The organism is Nocardia acidivorans NBRC 108247 (genome assembly GCF_001625085.1).
Classification (GTDB): Bacteria; Actinomycetota; Actinomycetes; order Mycobacteriales; family Mycobacteriaceae; genus Nocardia; species Nocardia acidivorans.
In genome coordinates this window covers 12,972-34,866 of record NZ_BDAW01000086.1, presented here as the reverse complement: position 1 = coordinate 34,866, position 21,895 = coordinate 12,972, and the positions used below count along the sequence as shown (strand labels likewise).

Below are 21,895 nucleotides of genomic sequence, written 5' to 3'. Positions count from 1 at the left end.
ACCTTGAGGGTGCGGTATTCGCCCCGGTCAACTCGTGGGTGCGGCATCTCCGGCGGGGGCGGTCGGCGTATTGGGGTCGATCCGCCGGAAGGGGGTGGTGGCGGCGGCATCGGCGGCGGCGATGCTCTCCTTGTCCTCCATGAGGGTCACCGCATCGCGGATCTGCTTCTCCAGGGTGGGCAGCATGGCGACATCCTCGATGGTGGGCGGCACCTCGTAGTTCTCGCCCGCCGCGATCTGGCGCATGGTGCGGCGCAGGATCTTGCCGGACCGGGTCTTGGGCAGGGCGGTCACGGCCACCACGTCGTAGAGGGTGGCGATGGCGCCCACGCGCTCGCGCACCCGCTCGATGATCTGCGCGCGCAGCTGTTCGGCATCGATATCGACCCCGGCCTTGAGCACCACGTATCCGATGGGCCGCTGGCCCTTGAGCTCATCGGGCACCCCGACCACCGCGGTCTCGGCGACCAGCGGATGTCCGGCGATGGCGGCCTCGATCCCGCCCGCGGACAGGCGATGCCCGGCCATATTGATCACATCGTCGCTGCGACCCAGGACGAACAGATAGCCGTCCTCGTCGAAGAATCCGGAGTCGCCGGTCAGATAGTGCCCGGGATACGCGGAGAGATAGGAGCGCTCGAAGCGCGCGTCATCGCGCCACAGCGTGGTCAGCGTGCCCGGGGGCAGCGGCAGCCCGATGACGATATTGCCCTCGGTATTCGGCGGCACCGCATTGCCTTCGGAGTCCAGCACTCGCAGCCGATAGCCGGGTACCGGCACCGAGGCCGAGCCCGCCTTGATCGGAAGCTGTTGCAATCCGAGCGGATTGGCGCAGATCGGCCAGCCGGTCTCGGTCTGCCACCAGTGGTCGACCACCGGGCAGTCGGGGCGATCCGCCAGCAGTGTGTCCACCGACCATTCGTAGGTGGCCGGATCCAGCCGCTCACCCGCGCAGAAGAGCGCGCGCAGCGAGGACAGATCGTGCTGTTTCGCCAGTGCGGCCTCGGGATCGGCGCGGCGGATGGCCCGCAGCGCCGTGGGCGCGGTGAACATCACATGCACGTTGTATTCGTCGATGAGCCGCCAGAAGGTGCCCGCGTCGGGGGTTCCGATGGGCTTGCCCTCGTAGAGAATCGTGGTCGCGCCGACCAGCAACGGCGCGTAGACGATGTAGGAGTGCCCGACCACCCAGCCGATATCGGAGGTGGTGAGCATGACCTGTCCGGCATCGACGTCGTAGATATTGCGCATGGACCAGGCCAGTGAGACCGCGTGCCCGCCGTTGTCGCGCACCACGCCCTTGGGCTTTCCGGTGGTCCCGGAGGTGTAGAGGATGTAGAGCGGATCGGTCGCGGCGAGCGAAACCGGTGCGGCCGGTTCGGCATCGCGCACGGCGTCATCCCAGTCCAGCCAGTGCGCGGCCACCGTCTGCGAGGAGTCCGGCAGATGTTCGGTGGCGGCCTGTACGGCCGGAAAACGCAGTTCGGGAAAGCCGTCACGCTGTTTGACCAGCACATTGCGGGGCGCGGTGGTTTCCGCGATATCCAGGGCCTGCAACACGATCGGCGGATATTCGATGCGCCGGCCGGGCTCGAGCCCGCCGGAGGCTGTGATGATCAGCACAGGTTCGGCATCGTCGATGCGGGCGGCCAATTCGTGGGCGGCGAAGCCGCCGAAGACCACCGAATGCACCGCGCCGATCCGGGCGCAGGCGAGCATTGCGATGACGGCCTCGGGAATCATCGGCATATATATGACGACTCGGTCACCGGTGCGCACACCGAGTCGCACCATGGATCCGGCAAATCGGGCGACTTCCTCCAGGAGTTGCGCGTATGTGTAAACACGCCTGGTGCCCGTCATAGCGGAGTCGTATATTAGGGCGGGCTGATCAGCGCGACCCCCCTCTTGACCGCCGGAAGTGCCCTCCGAGGGTGTGATCTCGCGCACATGCCGATCGAGAGCATTGTAGGAGGTGTTGAGGCGAGCATCCGGAAACCAGCGGGCCGTCGGGCGCGCATTCGAGTCGAGAATCTGGGTGGGCGGCACATCCCAGCTGATGGATTCGGCCGCGGTGCGCCAGAAGTCCGAGGGGTCGACCAGGCTCAATTGATACGCCGGTCGGTACTCCTGCTTCGCGTTCAACCCGGTGACTCCCTAGCTCCGCAGCGCGCATGTGAAGGGCATGGATGCCCGCCTCGATAGATCAGCCTGATTGTGGCAGACTTCACGCGACGTCCGGGCGGACGCCGCGACCTTTGATTTTGCCTGCAAACGGCTGGTCAGAGACCGGTGGTTGCCAAGAGGTCACACAAGAAGTTATTGATCCGTTAGAATCGCATGTCACATATTTCGGCCGTCATGGACGCAATTTCTCGGCCAGCCGCAGTTCTCGGCCAGTTCCGTCTGTCGAGCCCAGCGTGCGATCGCGGAGGCTCGCCGATGGCGCGTGGCTTGGGCCAGTTTGGAAAGTGAGTGGGAGATGCGTGACCCCGCAAGGTCCGGCAGCAATAAGCGCTGGGCGCTGAGCAACTGGGACCTGCGATGGAAGGTGACGGCGGTCCTCGCCGTCCCGCTTTTGGTCGCTGTCGTGCTCGGCGCCTCCAGGATCTCGGCCGAGTTCGCGGATGCGAGCCGGCAGTCGACCGCCGTCGATCACGTCGGGGTCATTCCGGCGATCACGGGTCTGAGCGCCGCCGCCGGTCAGGTCGCTTCCGGCCAGGCCATCATGATCTCTCCGACGCAGTCCATGACCTCGGATCCCGAGCTCGCCAAGTTGGACACCGCGATTCAGTTCGCCGAGAAGGCCGCACCGCGGCTGAGTGATATTCCGACCGCGCGGGCCGCGCTGGACGAGATGATCGTGGGCGCCAAGGCCATTCGCGCCAATGGCCTGAACCCGACCAAAACCGTCGCCGACGCCACCAATGCCACCGAGAAGATCCGCGGTAACAGCGTCCGGACCGTGGAGAGCATTGTCGCCTCGGTCGCCGACAAGAATGTCGACCAGTCCAAACTGCGCCTGGTCGATTCGCTCAATACCCGCGCCATCATGGTCGGTGAGATCGCCGGTATCGCCGAGGCGCTACGCGGCAATGCCAAGGACGGCATGCGTGACTTCACCGTCAGCGCCAATACCGAGCGGCAGATGCTCGCCGTGCTCGGCCACCGCTTCGCCGACGGCGATGCCAGCATCGCGGATCTGAACCGACTGGTCGACACCCGTCTGCAGCTCACCACCGGTGCGCAGGCGAGTGCGGGTTCCCTGCCGATCGCGGAGCTGAAGGACTCGCTCGAGCAGAGCATCAACCTGTACCAAACGATCGTGAACAACTCCACCAAGGACATTGTGTCCCGGGTGGATACGCTGGCGAGCACCGCGCGCACCGATGCCATCCGCTACTCGGTGATCGTCATCGCCACCATCCTCGGCGCGCTCGCGCTGGCCGTGCTGATCGCGCGCGCGATGATCGTCCCGCTGCGCCGACTGCGCCTGGCCGCGCTCCGAGTCGCCGAATACGACCTGGCGCAGGAGGTCTCGCAACTGCGCGAGGGCGCCGATCCGGAAGACGTGCCGCTCGAGCCGATGCCGGTGCACACCGATGAGGAAATCGGCCAGCTGGCTCGCGCCGTCGACGATATCCACGGGCAGGCGCTGCGCCTGGCCGCCGACCAGGCCGCCATGCGTACCCAGGTCAACGATATGTTCGAGACCCTGGCGCGGCGCTCGAAGTCGCTTGTCGATCATCAGCTCTCGCTCATCGAGGCGATGGAGTACGACGAGAAGGACCCGCGCCTGCTCGAAAACCTCTTCCGCCTGGACCATCTCGCCGCGCGTATGCGCCGTAACGGCGACAACCTGCTGATTCTGGCCGGTACCAAACAGCGTCGCACCAAATCGGCTCCGGTCGAGATCGCCGATGTGCTGCGCGCCGCCATCTCCGAGGTCGAGGACTACGAGCGCGTCAAGCTCGGTGCGACACCGCGCGGTTCGCTCACCGAACCGGCCGCGTCCGATATGGCGCATCTGTTCGCCGAGCTGCTCGACAACGCCCTGCGCGCCTCGCCGCCGGAAACGGATGTGAAGTTCACCTTCGCGCAGGCGCACGATCAGGGTCTGCTCATCGAGGTCGCGGACCGCGGTATCGGTATGCCCCCGGCCGAAATGGCCGAGATCAACCGGCGTTTGGAGTCCACGGCCGAGGTCGGCCCGGATACCGCGCGTCATATGGGTCTGTTCGTGGTGGGCCGCCTGGCCGAGCGCCACGGCCTCAGCGTGCGACTGCGCCCGACCTTCGATACCGCTCGCGATCCCGGCGTCACCGTGACGGTGCATGTGCCCAAGCCGCTCATCGTGGCGGCGGGCGGGGCCATTTCGGTGCCGCCGCAGGGCAATCCGCAGCAGCCGGGTCCGGCCCAGCAGCAGGGCGCGGGCAATCAGGCCGGTGCGCCGTCTTCCATGCAGATGCGCGCGGTCACCCGCACCGCGACCGGCAATGTCATGGTCACGGTGGATCCCGGTGTGAGCGGGCCGATTCCGGCGGGAGCGCCCGGCGCGCCCGCTCCGGCCGCCGCCGTTGCCTCGACCGGTCTGCCGCAGCGCCAGCCCGGTACCGCCGTTCCGGGACTGCCCGGCAGCGGTGGCGGACTCAATGGTGGTGGGCTCGGTGGCGGTCTGCCGCAGCGCCAGCCGGGTGTGAACGGTCCGACCGTCAAGCACACCGTGGCCACGCCGTCGGTGGACAGACCCGGTGGCCTACCCCAGCGCGAACCCGGTGCGAACAGCCCCCTGGGGCCGGGTGCGCAGCCGGGCGCGAATCTTCCGCAGCGTCAGCCGGGCGAGGGTCCGGCGCGGCCGGGCGGCGGTCTCGCCGCCAATATGCTTCGCCGCCAAGGCGGTCCGGGTGCACCGGGCGGGCTGCCCCAGCGTCCGGGTGGTCCCGGCGCACCGGGTGGTCCCGGCGCACCGGGTGGTCTGGGCGCACCGGGTGGTCTGGGTAACGGTGGTCCGGGTGGTCCCGGCAAGTCCGGGCTCGGTGGACCCGGCGGGCTTGCAGGTGGTCCGGGCGATTCCGGGCTGGCGCAGCGCGGTCCGGTTCCGCCGCAGCAGGGGCGGGGAGCAGGCCCAGCGGACGGGCTGGCTCCGCGTGATCCGTCGACCGGTCTGCCGCAGCGCGGTGGCCAGGACGCTGCCAACGGCTCCGCCTCCGGTGGTTTGCCGCAGCGGGATCCGGCCAAGGGTTCGGCGTCGGGTGGCCTGCCCACCCGTCAGCCCGGCGCCAATGGCGCTCCGGGTCGTGAGCCCAGCGTCGGTCTGCCGCCGCAGCGTTCGGCTCCGGGCGGTCTGCCCACTCGTGAGCCGGGTGCCAATGGCGCGCCGTCGCGTGATGGTTTGCCGCAGCGCGGCGAGGCCGCGGGAGGACTGCCGCAGCGGGATTCGGGTCCGACCAACCGTCCGCAGCACGACGCCGCCCTCGGTGGTCTCCCGCAGCGTGAGAGCGCCTCGGGTGGTCAGGCGCTGGGAGGCGGAGCGGCGCAGCGGGATTCCGGTCCCGCGAACCGGCCGCCGCAGCGTCCGGGCGCCGATCCGCTCTCGGGTGGTCTGACACAGCGTGATCCGGCCGGCGGTGGCTTGCCCCAGCGCGCGCCGGGTGGCGCGGCGGATGCGGGCTCGAACGGTCTCCCGCAGCGTGATTCGGGTGCCACGAACCGTCCGCAACCGCGGGTGGGCGGCGCGGATCCTCTTCTCGGCGGTTTGCCGCAGCGGGATCCGGCCGTGGGTGGTCAAGCGCTGGGAGGTGGCCTGCCGCAGCGGGATCAGTCGGGTGGTCTGCCGCGGCAGCGCGGTGGCCCGGATTCGGCGTCGACCGGTCTGCCGCAGCGAGACACCGGCCGGCACGGCCTGCCGCAGCGCGATTCGGGTCTGCCGCAGCGGGATTCCGCCGCCGGTGGTCTGCCGACTCGTGAGCCGGGTTCGCACGGTCTGCCGCAGCGCGGTGGCGGCAATGGTCTGCCGCAGCGCGGTGGTGCCGATCAGTCCGGTGGCCTGCCGCGTCGTGCGCCCGGTGGCAATGGCGCACCGCAGCCGGGGGCCGCGTTCGGTGGTCTCCCGCAGCGGGGCCCCGGTGGTCTCCCGCAACGGGATTCGGCCCCCGGTCTGCCGCAGCGTGACGGTGGTTTGCCGCAGCACGATGCGGGCGCCCCCGGTCTGCCGCAGCGTGGCCCCAACGGTCTGCCGCAGCGTGATCCGGGTGCGGGTCTGCCGCAGCGTCCGGCCCCGTTGCCGGGTCTTGGTCTGCCGCAGGGTGATTCGGGTGATCCGAAGGACCGCGGCCGGCACAGCTTCCGTCCCAATCCGCAGAAGGCGGCCTCGTTCTTCCAGACTCGGTTGCAACCCGCCGGTGAGTCCGAGCCGTCGACGGGTACGCCCATCTTCGCTGAGATGATGTCGGCGTGGCTGTCCGATCCGAGTGCGGAACGATCCCATGTGGCCTCGTCCTTCGAGTCACCGGGTGATGAGGGTTGGCAGGCCGCGCAACGTGCCGTCGAGGCGGAACCGCAGCGGCGCACCGCCGTGGGTCTGCCGCAACGTGATCCGGGTAACCGACTCGTGCCGGGCGGTGTGAACGGAAACGCTGACAAGGCGGCCCATCGCGACCCAGAATCCATCAGGTCGAGTTTGAGCAGGCATCAGCAAGGTGTCCGGGATGGCCGCGCGATGAAAGAAATGAACCTAACCGGAGATAAAGGAGACCGATGAACCCCGATCTAGGTGGTACGAAGCGTCAGCTGGATTGGCTGGTTTCGAATTTCGCCAATGAGGTTCCGGGCGTTGCGCATGCGGTTCTAGTTTCAGCCGATGGCCTACTGATGGCCGCGAGCGCGCAGCTGCCCGTGGATCGCGCCGAGCAGCTGTCGGCTGTGACCGCGGGCCTCGCGAGCCTGTCGGTGGGTGTGTCGAACCTGTTCGAGGGTGGCACCGTCTTGCAGTCGGTGGTCGAGATGGAGCACGGCTACTTGCTCCTGATGGCCGTCGGCGATGGTTCCTACCTCGCGGTGCTCACGAATACCTCGTGCGACATCGGCCAGGTTGGATACGAAATGGCGTTGTTGGTCGAGCGAGTGGGCCAGACAGTCCAGGCCACACCTCGCGTCACGATGGGTTCCTGATGGCGGGATGGACATAGACAACGAACGCGTCGGTAGCGCCGAGCCGAGCCTCGTTCGCCCGTATTCCCTGACCGCCGGTCGTACCCGGCCGAAGGTGGAATTGGCGTTGGAGGCGCTCGTCGCATCGCATCCGGTCGCCCTCGAGCGGCAGTTCGAACTCACCAACATCGAGACGTCAATCGTGGAGTTGTGCAGAGAATCGCCGTCTGTCGCCGAGGTCGCCGCGCGCCTGGGCATCCCCATCGGGGTTGCCCGGGTGCTGGTCGCTGATCTGATCGAAGCCGGCCATGTACGGGTTTCGGCGACATTGAAAGACGATTCCAGCGACGATGAACGTCGCGAGCTGATCGAAAGGGTTCTCAGTGGACTCCGGCGTATTTGATTCGACGACACAGGTCGATACGCGCACCAGCAAGCCCACGTCGGCCAAGATCGTGGTGGCCGGTGGCTTCGGTGTGGGTAAGACGACCCTGGTAGGTGCCGTCTCGGAGATTGTTCCGCTGCGCACCGAAGCTCTGGTGACCAATGCCAGTGTCGGCGTGGACTCCCTCACGGGCGTCCCGTCGAAGGCCACCACCACGGTGGCCATGGACTTCGGCCGTATCAGTCTGGCCGATGATCTGGTGCTGTACCTGTTCGGCACGCCCGGCCAGTACCGCTTCTGGTTCATGTGGGACGACCTGATCCGCGGCGCCATCGGCGCGGTGGTTCTGGTCGACACGCGCCGCCTGGAGGACAGTTTCGCCGCCGTCGATTACTTCGAGGCGCGGAACCTACCCTTCCTGGTGGCGATCAACGAATTCGATGACGCCCCACGGTATCCGGTGGAGGACATTCGTCAGGCCCTCGCGGTGCCCGCCGATGTCCCGATCCTGTCGATGGACGCTCGTCGCCGGGAACCGGTGAAGCAGGCGCTGGTCGCCGTGACGGAGTACGCACTTCGCAAGGTTGTGCAGGGCTACTGAGTTCGCGGCCCGGCTCGGATCTGGACCGACCGAAGGGTGCGACGCAGGAGCGCCCGTAGGGAGGGAAGATTCGGGCCTTCAGGGGCCGCGAACCGCGTCGCCGAAGGCGACGCGAGTTGGGCACGGCTATGCTCGCGCGCGTGAAGACTTCGGCGCGCGAATTGCTCGGCGAATTGCTCGATCCCGGTTCCTTCGAGAGCTGGGATCGACCGCCGGTCGCTGTGGCGACCTCCGCTGCGTATCGGGCGGAGCTGGACGCGGCCGAGCTGGTGTCGGGGACCGATGAATCGGTACTGACCGGTGTGGGGCTGCTGCGTGGGCGGCGGGTGGCCGTGATCGCGTGTGAATTCTCTTTTCTCGCAGGGTCTGTCGGGGTGGCGGCGGCCGAGCGCATTGTGTGCGCGGTGGAGCGGGCGACCGAACTGGGCCTGCCGCTGCTCGCCTCGCCGACCTCGGGTGGCACCCGAATGCAAGAGGGCACAGTGGCTTTCACGCAGATGGTGAAGATCGCGGGTGCGATCGCGGTGCACCGGTCCGCCGGGTTTCCATATCTGGTGTATCTCCGCAATCCGACCATGGGTGGCGTCTTCGCCTCGTGGGGATCGTTGGGGCACATGACATTCGCCGAACCTGGCGCACTGATCGGATTCCTGGGACCGCGCGTCTACAGGGCACTGTACGGGCGCAGCTTTCCGGAAGGGGTGCAGACCGCGGAAAATCTGTACCGCAACGGGGTAATCGACGGTGTGGTGCCCGTGTCGGTGTTTCGCCGGATCGCGCATCGAACCTTGAACGTGCTCTGCGACGATCCGCAGCCGCTGCCCGAATCGTCTGGTGACGCACGCGATTTCGACAATGGGGTGGGGATCCTCCAGGCCGGGCACGAACTGCGCGGCCCGGCGCTCCAGGTCGGGAACGATATACCCGCCTGGCAGTCGGTGCTCATCTCCCGGCGTGGCGACCGGCCCGGCATTCGGGAGTTGCTGCGCCATGCCACGGATCGAGTTCCGTTGTCCGGCACCGGACAGGGCGAAGCGGACCGCACCGTCGTGCACGCGCTGTCCCGGCTGCGCGGTCAGCCCTGCGTACTGTTCGGTCATGACCGCGCGGGACAGTCGCCGGAGCAGACGATGGGTCCGGCCGCGTTGCGAGAGGCCCGCCGCGCCATGCACCTGGCAGCCGAACTGCGCGTCCCGCTGGTCCTGGTGATCGACACCATCGGCGCATCGCTCTCCCGCGAGGCCGAGGAGCGGGGTCTGGCGGCCGAAATCGCGCGCTGCATAGCCGATCTCGTCACCCTGGATACCCCGACGGTCTCGGTGCTGCTGGGTCAGGGCAGCGGGGGCGGCGCCCTCGCCCTGCTGCCCGCCGATCGGGTGCTGTGCGCCGCCAACGGCTGGCTGGCCCCGCTGCCGCCCGAGGGTGCGAGCGCCATCGTCTACCGTGACACCCTGTACGCCCCGAGAATGGCTGCCACACAGGGTATTCGCGCCACCGAACTGAAGTCGAACGGCATAGTGGACAGCATCGTCCCCGAATATCCGGACGCCGCCGACGAACCCGTGGACTTCGCGCTGCGCATGGTCGCGGCCATTGCCGCCGAGCTGGCCGAACTCACCGCCGAGCCGCTGGACGCGCTGCGATCGGCCCGCCATCGGCGCTATCGCCGCCTGGGTCTGCCCGAGTGACACCCGGCGATCCTGCTGCCGCAGACTTTGGGGTCTCACCGGAATTCCCGCCCACAACTAGCGTACCGAAGCGAAATATATGAAAATGCTTGCGGCGTAATGCTATTGCCTCGCGAGTTATTGATCGTGGAGTATTCATGCGTCGCACTGCTCGTCTCGTCATGATCGGAGCGGTCGCGGCCGCGGCGTTGACCACCGGCGCCGCGGCCGCCTCGGCGGCTACCGGTTCGGCCGATTCCGGTTCGGCCGATTCCGGTTCGATCGGGACGCTTTCGGCGAATACCGGATCGAGCCCGGGGCTGGGTCTGAGCCTGCTGACGGCGGGTTCGTCGGGGACGGGTTCGTCGATCGGCGGCAATTCGCTGCCGTACCTGATCGAGCAGTTGCTGATCAACAGCGGTTCGTTCACGCGCTGCCAGCTCAGCCTCACCGACGACCCGTCCTGCCTGTTCCCGCACTGAGCCCTGTTCCAGCACCGAGCCGCGCCCGCTGCTGGAAGTTAGCCCGCTCACATATCGGTTTCCCGGGCTGACACGCGCGGGCGCGTGGTTGACGCCCAGGTGCGGCGCTTCTACGGTCGGAATGGTGACTTACCGGAGCGAGACCAGCGCAGTCCCCTCGATCGTCCTCAACGACGGCCATGTGATGCCCAAGCTCGGCTTCGGCGTGTTCAAGGTCGAGGCGGGCAGCACGGTGGACACCGTCGCCACCGCGCTGCAGGTCGGGTACCGGAGCATCGATACCGCGGCCATCTACGGCAATGAGGCGGAGGTGGGCCGGGCCATCGCCGAATCCGGTCTGCCGCGCGACGAACTCTTCATCACCACCAAGCTGTGGAATCGCAACCAGGGCTACGACTCCACCCTGCGCGCCTTCGACGAGAGCATGAAGCGGCTGGAGCTGGATGTTCTGGATCTCTATTTGATTCACTGGCCGATTGCCGACTCCGGTTTGTATGTCGACACCTTCCGGGCGCTACAGGCGCTCAAGGCGCAGGGTCGGATCACCTCGATCGGCGTCTCGAATTTCACTCGGTCGCATCTCGAACGGGTCATCGAGGAGACCGGTGAGACGCCGACGGTGAATCAGATCGAGCTGCATCCGTATCTTGCGCAGACCGAATTGCGGGCCTTCCATGCCGAGCACGGGATCATCACCGAGGCGTGGAGCCCGTTGGGGCGCGGTGCGGAGCTCGAGGATCCGACCATTGTCGCGGTGGCCGAGGAGACCTCGCGCACGCCCGCCCAGGTGATCCTGCGCTGGCATATGCAGCTGGGCAATGTGGCCATTCCGAAGTCGGTGACGCCGAACCGGATCGCCGAGAACTTCGAGGTCTTCGATTTCGAGCTGAATCAGGACCAGATCGCGCGTATCTCCGCGCTGGACAACGGCACCCGCATCGGCCCGAACCCGGACGAGTTCCAGGCCGACGCGCCGGAGTAGCCCGGCGCGCGGCAAGCCCGCCACCCCATCACCCCGTGCGGCGATAGCCTGACTCGAACGGTCAATTAGTGTGCAGCCCAAGATATTCGGTGAGCTCCACCGCCGCCGCCCGCCCCGCGCGATTCGCCCCGATGGTGCTGGCCGACGGCCCGTACCCGATCAGGTGAATGCGCGGATCCGCGGCCACCTGGGTCGCGAGCTGCCCGGTCATGGTGATCCCGCCACCCGGACCGCGCAGCCGCAGCGGCGCGAGGTGGTCCAGCGAGCTCCGGAATCCGGTGGCCCACAGCATCACATCGGCTCGCTGAAAGCTGCCGTCGGCCCAGCGAATCCCCTCGGGTTCGATGTGATCGAACATGGGATGCCGGTCCAGCACCCCGCGCGCACGCGCGGCCCGCACCCGGTCGTCTTCGGGCAGCCCTGTCACCGAGACCACCGATCCGGGCGGGAGGCCGCGCCGCACCCGGTCCTCCACCATGGCCACGGCGGCCCGTCCGGCCTCGGGGCCGAATTGGGCGCTGCGGAACACCGGTTCGCGCCGGGTGACCCAGGTGGTGTCGGCGACCCGCGAAATCTCGTCCAGCAGTTGGATTGCGGTGATTCCACCGCCGACCACGACCACGTGCTTACCCGCGAATTCGCCGGCGGTCCGGTAGTCGTGCGCGTGCAGCTGCCGTCCCGCGAACCGATCCGCTCCGCGATAGAACGGAATGAACGGTTTATCCCAGGTCCCGGTGGCATTGATGAGCCCCCGGGTGCGAATCCCGCTCGCCACGACCGGTTCGACGACCGGCGGGTCCTCGTATTCCAGCCCCCTCGGCCGCACCTCCGCGTGCAGCAACCCGTCCACTTCGGCATCGGGACAGGTGGCCGCCGTCGCCCGATCGCAGACCACACTCACCGAGACCGGGCGATGCACCCGCAGATCGAACCGCTTCTCGTACAACTCGAAGTAGTGCGGCACCGCCGTGGCGGCCTGCGCGTTCTCCGACCCGTCCGGCAGTGTCTCCTCGAAGGACATTCCGGGCAGGTCATGCACCCGGTTCACCGTGCTCAATGTCAAAGAGGGCCAGCGGAACTGCCACGCGCCGCCCGCCGCGGGTGCGTGGTCGACAACCAGAAAGTCCTGCTCGGGCCGTAATCCGAGCCTGCGCAGGTGGTACCCGACCGATAATCCGGCCTGGCCCGCCCCGATCACCAGGATCTCGACATCGGGTGTTGCTGTCACGGACCCGACGGTACGCCCGCTTACAGTGAACATGTCCATGGGTACGCAGCACAGTGGGGAAGGACAAATGCTCGGAGTCAGCCGAGATGGGGACGTCGTCACCATCGAATTGCAGCGTCCACAACGGCGGAACGCGCTCAACGAGGAACTCGTGGGGCTGTTGCGCGACGCTATCGAGGCGGCCGCGGGGTCGGCTCGGGTGATCGTGCTGACCGGGCAGGGCCCGTTGTTCAGTGCGGGCGCGGATCTGGACGGGGTGTATTCGGACAGTTTCCTGAGCGCGTTGCTCGCCATGCTGCGCAGCATCGAGACCGCGCCGGTGCCGGTCATCTCCGCCATCAACGGCGGTGCCCTGGGCGCGGGTGTGCAATTGGCCATCGCCTCGGATCTGCGGGTGATGACCCCGGATTCGTTCATCGCCATTCCGGCGGCGAAACTCGGTATCTCCGTGGATCGTTGGACGGTGCGGCGACTATCGACGCTGATCGGGCCGGGTCCGGCGCGGACCATTCTGCTGGGTGCGGAACGGGTCTCGGCGCAGGACGCGTACAACTTCGGTTTCGCCAATAAGATCGGCACGCTCGCGGACGCGCAGATGTGGGCCAAGCAGATCGCCGAGCTGGCGCCGCTCTCGCTGCGGCATATGAAACTTGTCTTCAATGATGACGGCACGCGGGGCCAGGACACCGCCGAGCAGAGCGCCGCGCTGGCCGCGGCCTGGGCCAGCGCCGATGCCCAGGAGGCACGGGCGGCTCGACTGGAGAAACGCGTCGCGAGGTTCGTAGGACGATGAACGGGGAGCGCATGGCCGCGAAGGCGCGGAGACTGGCTGGTATGGCAGCGGGTGCTTTCGGAATCTCCTGGGTGGTGCGAGCGGCATGGGGTATCCCCGATGCCATGGGTGCGCCGATCAATGCGATCGCGCCGACCGCCACCGGGGCGACCACCTATCGGAACAAGCAATTCCACAACACCGAACCGAGTTCGCAGCTCACCGGTTCCGGCCTGGAATTGCTGTATCAGCTTCTGACACAACGTAATACGGGCAGGGCGCCGGGGCGGATCCCGCTGGAGACGCCGGTGGTGCCCGAACAGGCCGCCGATCTCGCGGTCACCTGGTACGGGCATGCCAGCTGTCTGGTCGAGGTGGACGGCTATCGGGTGCTCACCGATCCGGTCTGGAGTGAACGGGTGTCCCCGTCCGCGCTGGTGGGTCCGGCCCGGATGCATCCGGTGCCGACGCCGCTGGAGGCGCTGCCGCCGGTGGACGCGGTGCTCATCTCACACGACCACTACGACCATCTGGACCGCGATACCGTCGATGCCCTGGTCAAGACCCAGGACGCGGTGTTCATCGTGCCGATCGGCATCGGCGCGCATCTGCGGCACTGGGATGTGCCGACCGCGCGGATCGTCGAATTGGATTGGGGCTCTTCGGTTTCGCTCTCCGAGCTGGAGCGGGCGCATGCCGACGGCACCGATCTGGTCATCACCTGCGCCGAGGCCAGGCATTTCTCCGGTCGCGGGCTGGTGCGCAACACCACGCTGTGGGCGTCCTGGTCCATCGCCGGTCCGACCCGCCGGGTCTACTTCGGCGGCGATACCGGGTATACCAAGGCGTTCGCGGAGGCGGGCGCACGGCTGGGCCCGTTCGATCTGACTCTCCTTCCCATCGGCGCGTACGACCGGCACTGGCCGGACGTGCACATGAATCCCGAGGAGGCGGTGCGCGCACACGCCGATCTGTGTGTCGGCGATCCCGGATACGGGGTTCTGGTCCCCATCCACTGGGCCACCTTCAATCTGGCCTTCCACGGCTGGTCGGAGCCGGTTCGCCGGATGGTCAAGGCCGCGCGAGAGGCCGGAACGGCGGTCGCCGTGCCCAAGCCTGGACAGCGGATCGACCCGATTGGCCTCCCATCAGGGGATACGTGGTGGGAAGATGTGCGCGAATGACCGAAGACCGAGAGTGAAGGAGCAGGGACTGTGAGTCTGATGGACACGCTCAAGGGACTGGTCGGCAAGGGCAAGGAAGTGGCGGCCCAGAACGCCGAGAAGATCGAGAACGCGGTCGACAAGGCCGGCGGTGTGATCAATGACAAGACCGGGGGCAAGTACTCGTCGCAGATCGACAAGGGTACGGCCGCGGTGAAGAACGCCATTCCGGCCGATGCCTCGGCGGAGGCGGCGCCCGCGCCCGCCGAGCCCGCACCGGCCGAAGCCGCCGCTGAACCCACACCGGAGCCCGCTCCGGAACCGGCGCCCGCGCCTGCTCCGGAACCCGCGCCGGGTGATCAGCCGCCCGCGTAGTTCCGACCGGTCGATGCGGGCCGTTCGGTCCCGGTGCACGCGCTCCGGGTGACCCGAACGGCCCGTTGGCTTTTGGCTGCGCCCCCCGGGGTGCCGGAGATTGTCGGGGTCCGGCTCTAGACTGCTGTCATGGGGTCCCGGCGGGATTTCGGGGGTATCGAGGTTGGGCTCACCAACCTCGACAAGGTGCTGTATCCGGCAACGGGTACCACCAAGGGGCAGGTCATCGACTATTTCACCGCCATCGCCCCGGCGCTGCTACCGCATATCGCGCTGCGTCCGGTGACGCGTAAGCGCTGGCCCAATGGTGTCGAGGCGGGTTCGTTCTTCGAGAAGAATCTGGCCGAGCACGTGCCGAAATGGCTGGCGCGGCGCACGGTCGAACATTCGGACCGCCCGGTTGTCTATCCGCTCATCGATTCGGTGGCGGGTATGGCCTGGCTCGGGCAGCAGGCGGCGCTGGAATTGCATGTGCCGCAATGGCGTTTCGACGGGGCCGAGCGCGGGCCGATCACCCGGCTGGTCTTCGATCTGGATCCCGGACCGGGGGCGGGGTTGTCCCAGTGCGCCGAGGTGGCGCTGATTCTGCACGATGTGGTGCGCGAGGTCGGGTTGGACGCCTACCCGGTGACCAGTGGTTCCAAGGGAATTCACGTCTACGTGCCGCTCGATCGGAAGATCGGGCCGACCGGCGCGTCCGCTATCGCCAAACAGGTGGCGACCAATCTGCAACAGCTGCGGCCGAAATTGGTGACCGCGAATATGGCCAAGTCCGAGCGCGAGGGGAAGGTGCTGCTGGACTGGAGCCAGAACAATATGGCCAAGACCACGATCGCGCCGTACTCGCTGCGCGGGCGCGCCGAGCCGTGGGTGGCCGCACCGCGCAGCTGGGAGGAGATCGAGAACCGGAAGAAGTTGCGGCACTTGCGCTTCGAAGAGGTGCTCAAGCGCTGGCGGCGCGATGGTGATCTGCTCGCCGGGCTGGACGAACCCGCGCCCGAACCGTCCGCCGAACCGGATCGGTTGCGGACCTATCGATCCAAGCGGGACGCGGAGCGCACACCGGAGCCGGTCCCCGCCGCCGCGCCCGCGCCGAGCACCGGGAATCGCTATGTGATTCAACAGCATCGGGCGCGGCGATTGCACTGGGACGTGCGGCTCGAACGCGAGGGCGTGCTGGTGTCGTGGGCGGTGCCCAAGGGTCCGCCGGTCGATACCCATGAGAATCGGCTGGCGGTGCACACCGAGGATCATCCGCTGGAGTACCTGGACTTTCACGGCGCGATTCCCCGGGGGGAGTACGGGGCCGGGGAGATGACCATCTGGGATTCCGGGACGTACGAGACCGAGAAGTGGCGTGCGGACGAGGTCATCGTGCGCCTGCGCGGTGAGCGGTTGGACGGTCGTTACGCGCTGATCCAGACCAATGGGAACCAATGGCTCATGCACCTGATGAAGGATCCGGCCGGGGCGGCGGGTGCTGGTGTGGAAAGCGCTGGCGCACAGCGGGTTTCCACTCCTCGTGAGCCCGTGCCGCTGCCGCATGGGATTACCCCCATGCTGGCCACCCAGGGCGATGTCGCGACGCTCGACGCCGAGCACTGGGTCTTCGAAACCAAATGGGACGGCTTCCGGCTACTGGCCGAGATCGATGACGGCACGGTGGTTTTGCGCAGTCGCACCGGGCATGTGGTCACCCAGCGCTACCCCGGATTGGCCGTACTCGCCGATGAACTGTCCGGCCACCGTGTGCTGTTGGACGGTGAGGCCGTGGTCTTCGACGACCGCGGCATCGCCAATCTCGGTCTGCTGCGCTCGGATCCGGGTCGGGCGGTGTTCGTGGCCTTCGACGTCCTGCATATGGACGGCACCTCGCTGCTGCGTAAACGCTATGCGGATCGTCGCCTGGTGCTGGAGGCGCTGGCGAAACAGGTTCCGTCCCTGCTGGTTCCGCCGCCGCTTGACGGTCCGGGTGCGCGGGCGCTGCGCGCCAGTCGGGATCAGGGCATGGAGGGCGTGGTCGCCAAGCGCCGCGATTCGGTCTACCTGCCCGGTAAGCGCGGGCACTCCTGGATCAAGACACGCAATTGGCGCACGCTGCCGGTGGTGATCGGCGGCTTCCGGCGTTCGGAGAACCGGCAATTCGCCTCGCTGCTGGTCGGGGTGTGGCACGAGGGCGAGCTGCACTACCTCGGCCGGGTCGGCACCGGATTCGGCGAGCGGGAGCTGAGCGAGCTGTCCACCCAGCTCAATCGCCTGGAGCGCAAGACCAGTCCGTTCGTCAATGAGCTCAGTGCCGAGGAACGTAAGGAGGCCGCCTGGGTGACCCCGAAACTCACCGGCACCGTGCGCTTCATGAACTGGACAGAGGCCGGGCGACTATGGCATCCGGCGTGGATTCCGGCGTCGGAGTGAGCGTTTCGGGTCCGTGCACATCCTGGAATCCCGGCAGGTGCCGATCGACGTAGGGGATGAGCAGGTGAATGAGCGGCCCGATCCCGAAGGCGTACACCAGGGTTCCGACCCCCACACTGCCCCCGAGTATCCAGCCGATCGCCAACACGCTGACCTCCAACGAGGTACGCACCATCCAGACCGGTCGCCCCGTTCGCCGGACCAGTCCAGTCATCAGGCCATCCCGCGGCCCCGGCCCCATTCCGGCCCCGATGTACAGCACACTGGCCACCGCATTGAGCAGCACCGCCGCCACCATGGCCCCGATCCGCACCGGCAACGAGTCCAGCTGCGGCAGCACATTCAGCCCGACGTCGACGGCGACGCTGATGACCACCACATTGCTGATCGTCCCCAGCCCCGGCTTCTGCCGCAGCGGAATCCAGGCCAGCAGTACCGCGACCCCGGTAATGGCCACCACCGTCCCGAAGCTCAACGGCACATTCCGGGCGACCCCCTGGTGAAAGACATCCCAGGGATCCAACCCGAGCGCCGCCCGCAGCATGACCGCCATCGACCACCCGTACAACCACAACCCGACATAGAGGGCGACCAGCCTGCGAACCAACATGGCTCAATAGTCCAGTCCACTGGCCCGCGAATACATATCCAGTCACGGGATGCTGGACCCTTATCTGGCGGGCCAGGCTACCAAGACAATTCGGTGCAGCGGCGGGCTGAGTCCTCGCCTTCCACTTGGAGGGTGGCGTGTTCTATGTGGAAATCGCGGGATAGGAGTTGTTGGGAGGCTTGGAGAACGGCGTCGCTGGAGTGGCCGGTGGTCACCGTGATGTGGGCGGAGGCTACTTCCATGCCGGAGGTGAGGGTCCAGACGTGGAGGTCGTGGACGTTGGCTACGCCCGGGACCGCCTGTAAGGCTCCGGCGATCTGTTCTACGTCCAGGTCTTCGGGGCTGTGCTGGAACAGGATTCGCAGCGAGCGTTTGGCCAGGACGTAGGTGCGGGGTAGGACCCAGAAGCCGATGGCTACGCCGATGATCATGTCGGCGTACCGCCAACCCGTGGTGAGGGTGATCAGGGCGGAGAACAGGACGCCTATCGAGCCGATCATGTCGGCGAAGACTTCCAGGTAGGCGCCGCGGACGTTCAGGCTCTCCTGGGCTCCGGAGCGGAGCAGCAGGAACGAGACGATATTGGCGATCAGGCCGAGGGCGCCGACGACCAGGACCGGAACGCCCGGGACTTCCGGCGGCTCGCCGAATCGGCTGATCGCCTCGTACAGGACGTAGATGGCCACGCCGAAGAGCAGCAGGGCGTTGGCCAGGGCCGCCAAAACCTCGGCGCGGTAGTAGCCGAAGGTGCGGGTGCAGGTGGGGCGGCTGCGTTTGGCGAGCAGGATCGCCGAGAGGGCCATGGCGATGCCGACCACATCGGTGAGCATGTGCGCGGCGTCGGAGAGCAGGGCCAGTGAGGAGGTCGCGAAGGCGACGATGAACTCCACCAGCATGAAGACCAGTGCGATGGCGAGCGCCAGGATCAGACGGCCCAGGTATTTGCCCGAGGCGGACTCGGGTGCGACGCCGTGCGAATGATCATGCCCCATAGCGCCCCAATATATGCGTAGTTGCGCATGTATGCAGAAATTGTGTGGATATGACGCGGGTTCGCCTGGGCACTCCCAGGTAGAAGGCAGACTGGTGAGCGTGACCGATTCGTCCCAGACTCGCCGCGCCATGCCGGACCGGCCGCGCGAGTCCGCTCTCCCGCACGGTCCGCTGCGTCCCATCGAGCTCGCCACCGGCGCGGTCCTGGGCGGCGCGACCGTCGGACTCGTGACCGTCGGCTCGCTGGTGCCGTTCGCCGCCGCCCTGCAATTGGTGGCCGCCGTACCCATCGGTCTGCTGGCCCACCGCTATCGACTGCGCGCCATCTTCACCGCGACCATCGCCGGAACGCTGGTGACCTTCGTCGCCGCCGGACTGGTGCCCGCGACCAATCTGATCGGCGTGGCGGTGGTGGGCGGAATCATCGGAATCGTCAAGCGGCGACACGGCGGCCTCCCCGCGGTGCTGGGACTGTCCTCGCTGGCCGGACTGGTTTTCGCATCGTTCTCCGTCGGAATGCTGCTGCTGTTCTCCCGGACACGCCACCTGTTGTTCGACAGTATCCGCAACACCGCCGACGGCGTGGAAAATCTGGCGGCGCGCCAAGCACTACTGGAACCGCTGGGCCGGCATATCGCCGGCTACACCGAATCGATCCTGCATTGGTGGTGGGCCTGGATCGGCGGCGGCATCATCGCCGCCATGCTCGTCAGCGGCATCGTCTCCTGGTTCGTGCTCGGCGCCGTCCTGGATCGACTCGCCTGGCTGCCCGGCCGCGACGACCTGTTCGACGCACCGGCCGACGACCGTCCGGTGGCCCCGCTGCCGGTCACCTTGCGGCAGGTCACCTTCCGCTATCCGGACACCCACACCGATGCGCTCCAGGGCATCGACCTCACCGTCGACATCGGCGAATTCGTCGCCGTGGTCGGCCACAACGGCTCCGGAAAGTCCACGCTCACCAGGATTCTCGCGGGCCGGCCGCCCACCGGCGGCACCGTCACCCGCCCCGGCTCGGCCGGACTCGGCGTAAGCGGCGGCACCGCAATGGTTTTGCAGCGCCCCGAGAGCCAAACCCTGGGCGTGCTCGTCGCCGATGACGTGGTGTGGGGCCTGCCCACCGAGACCGCGGCCGCGGTCGATATCGACGCACTGCTCGGCGAGGTCGGCCTCGCGGGGATGGGCAGACGCGAAACCGCGACCCTTTCGGGCGGACAGCAGCAAAGACTAGCGGTGGCAGCGGCTTTGGCGCGCAAACCCACCCTGTTGCTCGCCGACGAGGCCACCTCCATGATCGATCCGGAAGGGCGGCGCGACCTGGTCGCGCTCCTTTCGGTCCTCCCGCGCCGGCATCCGATGGCGGTCGTTCTGGTGACCCATCACGAGGCCGACGCGGCCGCCGCCGACCGCGTGGTGCATCTGCAACGCGGGCGCGCGGTCCAGCAGCTGCCCGCCTGGCCGCGACCCGTCCGCGATCAGCGCCGCAGACCCATGGGTGACACCGTGCTCGAACTGAAGGACGTCCGGCACACCTACAATCGCGGAACCCCTTGGGAGGCACCGGCTCTGCACGGGATCGACCTGGCGGTGCGCCGCGGTGAGGCGCTGCTGGTCGTGGGCGGGAACGGTTCGGGCAAGTCCACCCTGGCCTGGATCATGGCAGGACTCACCATCCCCAGCGGCGGCAGCTGCGAACTACGGGAATACACCGGCGCGAAACCGTCGCACAAGCGAATCGGCGGGGTGCAGTTGGCATTTCAGCACTCCCGGCTGCAATTACAGCGGCAGACCGTCGGCGCGGAGATAGAGGATTGGGGCGGCCGGGGCACCGCCGCCGTCGCCCGCGCCCTGGACGCGGTCGGCCTGGATCGCGCCCTGGCCTCGCGCTCCATCGAATCGCTCAGCGGCGGACAGGCCAAGCGCGTGGTGCTCGCCGCCATCGTCGCCAGCCGTCCGCAGGTGGTGGTGCTGGACGAACCGCTCGCCGGACTCGATCCGGAGGGCCGCGCCGGTGTGGTCGAATTGCTTGCGCGACTGCGTGATTCGGGCCTGACGCTGATCATCATCTCGCACGATGTCGCCGATACCGCCGCCGTCTGCGATCGCATCGTGCACCTGCGGGAGGGCAGACTCGTCGAAAACGACTCTCCCCCAGGATATTTCGCCGCACAACCGGCACAGGATCGAATCGGGGGCAGGCGATGAGCAGTGTGATTCTGCGTGAGGTGCCGGTCGACAGCCCGGTGCATCGGCTCTGGGCGGGCACCAAGATGATCTGGGTCTTCGTCTACAGCGTCCTGCTCATGTTCACCCCCTCCTGGGCACTGCTCGGCCTGGGCGCCGCGGTGCTGATCGGTATCGGACTGGCCGCCCGGCTACCTCTGGGCGCACTCCCGCGCTTCCCGTGGTGGATCTGGATCGGCCTGCTGATCGGCGGCGCCATCAACGCACCCGTCGGCATGGACGCGGTGCTGCGGTACACCCAGATCGCGCTCTTCGGCTTCCTGTTGCTGGGCGCGACCTTCATGGTCGCCTGGACGACTCCCATGGGTGAGGTCGCACCCGCCCTCGCGAAACTCGGTGCGCCGCTGCGCCGTATCGGCTGGACCCGCGACGGCGTGCGGCACCGCATTCCGGTGGACGAGTGGGCGGTGGTGGTCGCGCTGACCCTGCGCGGCCTGCCGCTACTGCTCGAGGAACTCCGGATTCTGCGCGCCGCGCGCAAATTGCGGCCCAAGGACTCGCTGCTGCATCAGGCCGCGCAGAACCCGCTGGTCGATATTCTGACCGCCAGTATGGCCGTATCCAGTCGCCGGGCAGGCGAACTCGGCGAGGCCATCACCACGCGCGGCGGGACCGGCGAACTGACAGCGCGTCCCGGGTCGCCGGGGCGGGCGGATGCGGTCGCAATGATTTTGTTGGCAGTTGTGTGCGCGCTGGGTATCGTGAGCGATCTGCTGTTTTGACCGACGCTCGAACCGAAAATGATTCGGCGTGTCGGTGGGGCGAGCTACCGTAATCGGTAGCAGTGGGCAGCGCAAACGCACGGGGGCTCAACACGTTTCCGATGGGA

The 21,895-nt window shown here is 67.5% G+C and carries 17 protein-coding genes; 13 read left to right on the top strand and 4 right to left on the bottom strand.

Going from position 1 to position 21,895, the window contains the following annotated elements; all coding sequences use genetic code 11:
- Window positions 1-27: 27 nt before the first annotated feature.
- Window positions 28-2,145 carry an AMP-binding protein gene (locus NA10_RS30265; protein WP_084515467.1) on the bottom strand — a complete coding sequence of 706 codons (2,118 nt, stop codon included), beginning with the start codon at window positions 2,143-2,145 and terminating at the stop codon, window positions 28-30.
- Window positions 2,146-2,482: 337 nt separating this feature from the next.
- On the opposite strand from NA10_RS30265, the gene NA10_RS30260 reads away from it, so the two are divergent.
- The 7 genes from NA10_RS30260 to NA10_RS30230 all read left to right on the top strand — a co-directional run bounded on the left by NA10_RS30260 (window position 2,483) and on the right by NA10_RS30230 (window position 11,266).
- Window positions 2,483-6,760: a HAMP domain-containing sensor histidine kinase gene (locus NA10_RS30260; RefSeq protein WP_084515465.1), complete on the top strand. Its 4,278-nt coding sequence runs from the start codon at window positions 2,483-2,485 to the stop codon at window positions 6,758-6,760.
- On the top strand, window positions 6,757-7,170 hold the full coding sequence (locus tag NA10_RS30255; protein ID WP_029930951.1) for a roadblock/LC7 domain-containing protein: 414 nt from the start codon (window positions 6,757-6,759) through the stop codon (window positions 7,168-7,170). The genes NA10_RS30260 and NA10_RS30255 overlap by 4 nt, the downstream gene beginning before the upstream one ends.
- Before the next feature lie 7 nt (window positions 7,171-7,177).
- Window positions 7,178-7,552 (top strand): DUF742 domain-containing protein, encoded by a 375-nt coding sequence (locus NA10_RS30250; RefSeq protein WP_067531005.1) that lies wholly within the window; start codon window positions 7,178-7,180, stop codon window positions 7,550-7,552.
- Window positions 7,533-8,135: a GTP-binding protein gene (locus NA10_RS30245; RefSeq protein WP_174562575.1), complete on the top strand. Its 603-nt coding sequence runs from the start codon at window positions 7,533-7,535 to the stop codon at window positions 8,133-8,135. The genes NA10_RS30250 and NA10_RS30245 overlap by 20 nt, the downstream gene beginning before the upstream one ends.
- Before the next feature lie 140 nt (window positions 8,136-8,275).
- The gene (locus NA10_RS30240; RefSeq protein WP_373862453.1) at window positions 8,276-9,823 is read left to right on the top strand and encodes a carboxyl transferase domain-containing protein; all 1,548 of its coding nucleotides are present in this window, start codon (window positions 8,276-8,278) and stop codon (window positions 9,821-9,823) included.
- Between the two features lie 137 nt (window positions 9,824-9,960).
- Window positions 9,961-10,284: a hypothetical protein gene (locus NA10_RS30235; RefSeq protein ID WP_157556840.1), complete on the top strand. Its 324-nt coding sequence runs from the start codon at window positions 9,961-9,963 to the stop codon at window positions 10,282-10,284.
- Between the two features lie 121 nt (window positions 10,285-10,405).
- Window positions 10,406-11,266, top strand: a complete 861-nt coding sequence (locus NA10_RS30230) for an aldo/keto reductase (RefSeq protein WP_067574027.1) — start codon at window positions 10,406-10,408, stop codon at window positions 11,264-11,266.
- A 61-nt stretch (window positions 11,267-11,327) separates the two neighbouring features.
- Here the strand turns inward: NA10_RS30230 and NA10_RS30225 are convergent, their stop codons facing one another.
- Window positions 11,328-12,527 carry an FAD-dependent oxidoreductase gene (locus tag NA10_RS30225; protein ID WP_067574055.1) on the bottom strand — a complete coding sequence of 400 codons (1,200 nt, stop codon included), beginning with the start codon at window positions 12,525-12,527 and terminating at the stop codon, window positions 11,328-11,330.
- A gap of 34 nt (window positions 12,528-12,561) precedes the next feature.
- Here NA10_RS30225 and NA10_RS30220 point away from each other — a divergent pair, with 34 nt between their 5' ends.
- The 4 genes from NA10_RS30220 to NA10_RS30205 all read left to right on the top strand — a co-directional run bounded on the left by NA10_RS30220 (window position 12,562) and on the right by NA10_RS30205 (window position 17,219).
- Window positions 12,562-13,287 (top strand): enoyl-CoA hydratase, encoded by a 726-nt coding sequence (locus NA10_RS30220; protein ID WP_067574024.1) that lies wholly within the window; start codon window positions 12,562-12,564, stop codon window positions 13,285-13,287.
- A gap of 41 nt (window positions 13,288-13,328) precedes the next feature.
- A complete protein-coding gene (locus NA10_RS30215; RefSeq protein ID WP_245678030.1) occupies window positions 13,329-14,450 on the top strand; it encodes an MBL fold metallo-hydrolase in 1,122 nt (373 codons plus the stop codon).
- Window positions 14,451-14,489: 39 nt separating this feature from the next.
- Window positions 14,490-14,804 carry an antitoxin gene (locus NA10_RS39650; protein ID WP_067574022.1) on the top strand — a complete coding sequence of 105 codons (315 nt, stop codon included), beginning with the start codon at window positions 14,490-14,492 and terminating at the stop codon, window positions 14,802-14,804.
- Window positions 14,805-14,933: 129 nt separating this feature from the next.
- Window positions 14,934-17,219: an ATP-dependent DNA ligase gene (locus NA10_RS30205; protein WP_067574020.1), complete on the top strand. Its 2,286-nt coding sequence runs from the start codon at window positions 14,934-14,936 to the stop codon at window positions 17,217-17,219.
- Here the strand turns inward: NA10_RS30205 and yczE are convergent.
- Window positions 17,158-17,829 (bottom strand): membrane protein YczE, encoded by a 672-nt coding sequence (gene yczE, locus NA10_RS30200; protein ID WP_084515464.1) that lies wholly within the window; start codon window positions 17,827-17,829, stop codon window positions 17,158-17,160. The two genes, NA10_RS30205 and yczE, sit on opposite strands and share 62 nt — an antisense overlap.
- A gap of 77 nt (window positions 17,830-17,906) precedes the next feature.
- Window positions 17,907-18,821 (bottom strand): cation diffusion facilitator family transporter, encoded by a 915-nt coding sequence (locus NA10_RS30195; protein WP_067574019.1) that lies wholly within the window; start codon window positions 18,819-18,821, stop codon window positions 17,907-17,909.
- A gap of 130 nt (window positions 18,822-18,951) precedes the next feature.
- Between NA10_RS30195 and NA10_RS30190 the strand changes: the two genes are divergently transcribed.
- Window positions 18,952-21,027 (top strand): ATP-binding cassette domain-containing protein, encoded by a 2,076-nt coding sequence (locus NA10_RS30190; protein WP_067574017.1) that lies wholly within the window; start codon window positions 18,952-18,954, stop codon window positions 21,025-21,027.
- On the top strand, window positions 21,024-21,788 hold the full coding sequence (locus NA10_RS30185) for a CbiQ family ECF transporter T component (RefSeq protein ID WP_067574015.1): 765 nt from the start codon (window positions 21,024-21,026) through the stop codon (window positions 21,786-21,788). Before NA10_RS30190 ends, NA10_RS30185 begins: the two co-directional genes overlap by 4 nt.
- The last annotated feature ends 107 nt before the right edge of the window (window positions 21,789-21,895 follow it).

What these genes read in the sequence shown, in the direction of transcription:
- NA10_RS30260 (WP_084515465.1), top strand. Translation starts at nt 2,483, where the DNA reads ATGCGTGACCCCGCAAGGTCCGGCAGCAATAAGCGCTGGGCGCTGAGC.
- NA10_RS30255 (WP_029930951.1), top strand. Translation starts at nt 6,757, where the DNA reads ATGAACCCCGATCTAGGTGGTACGAAGCGTCAGCTGGATTGGCTGGTT.
- NA10_RS30250 (WP_067531005.1), top strand. Translation starts at nt 7,178, where the DNA reads ATGGACATAGACAACGAACGCGTCGGTAGCGCCGAGCCGAGCCTCGTT.
- NA10_RS30235 (WP_157556840.1), top strand. Translation starts at nt 9,961, where the DNA reads ATGCGTCGCACTGCTCGTCTCGTCATGATCGGAGCGGTCGCGGCCGCG.
- NA10_RS30230 (WP_067574027.1), top strand. Translation starts at nt 10,406, where the DNA reads ATGGTGACTTACCGGAGCGAGACCAGCGCAGTCCCCTCGATCGTCCTC.
- NA10_RS30225 (WP_067574055.1), bottom strand. Translation starts at nt 12,527, where the DNA reads ATGTTCACTGTAAGCGGGCGTACCGTCGGGTCCGTGACAGCAACACCC.
- NA10_RS30220 (WP_067574024.1), top strand. Translation starts at nt 12,562, where the DNA reads ATGCTCGGAGTCAGCCGAGATGGGGACGTCGTCACCATCGAATTGCAG.
- NA10_RS30215 (WP_245678030.1), top strand. Translation starts at nt 13,329, where the DNA reads ATGGCAGCGGGTGCTTTCGGAATCTCCTGGGTGGTGCGAGCGGCATGG.
- NA10_RS39650 (WP_067574022.1), top strand. Translation starts at nt 14,490, where the DNA reads ATGGACACGCTCAAGGGACTGGTCGGCAAGGGCAAGGAAGTGGCGGCC.
- NA10_RS30205 (WP_067574020.1), top strand. Translation starts at nt 14,934, where the DNA reads ATGGGGTCCCGGCGGGATTTCGGGGGTATCGAGGTTGGGCTCACCAAC.
- yczE (WP_084515464.1), bottom strand. Translation starts at nt 17,829, where the DNA reads ATGTTGGTTCGCAGGCTGGTCGCCCTCTATGTCGGGTTGTGGTTGTAC.
- NA10_RS30195 (WP_067574019.1), bottom strand. Translation starts at nt 18,821, where the DNA reads ATGGGGCATGATCATTCGCACGGCGTCGCACCCGAGTCCGCCTCGGGC.
- NA10_RS30190 (WP_067574017.1), top strand. Translation starts at nt 18,952, where the DNA reads ATGCCGGACCGGCCGCGCGAGTCCGCTCTCCCGCACGGTCCGCTGCGT.
- NA10_RS30185 (WP_067574015.1), top strand. Translation starts at nt 21,024, where the DNA reads ATGAGCAGTGTGATTCTGCGTGAGGTGCCGGTCGACAGCCCGGTGCAT.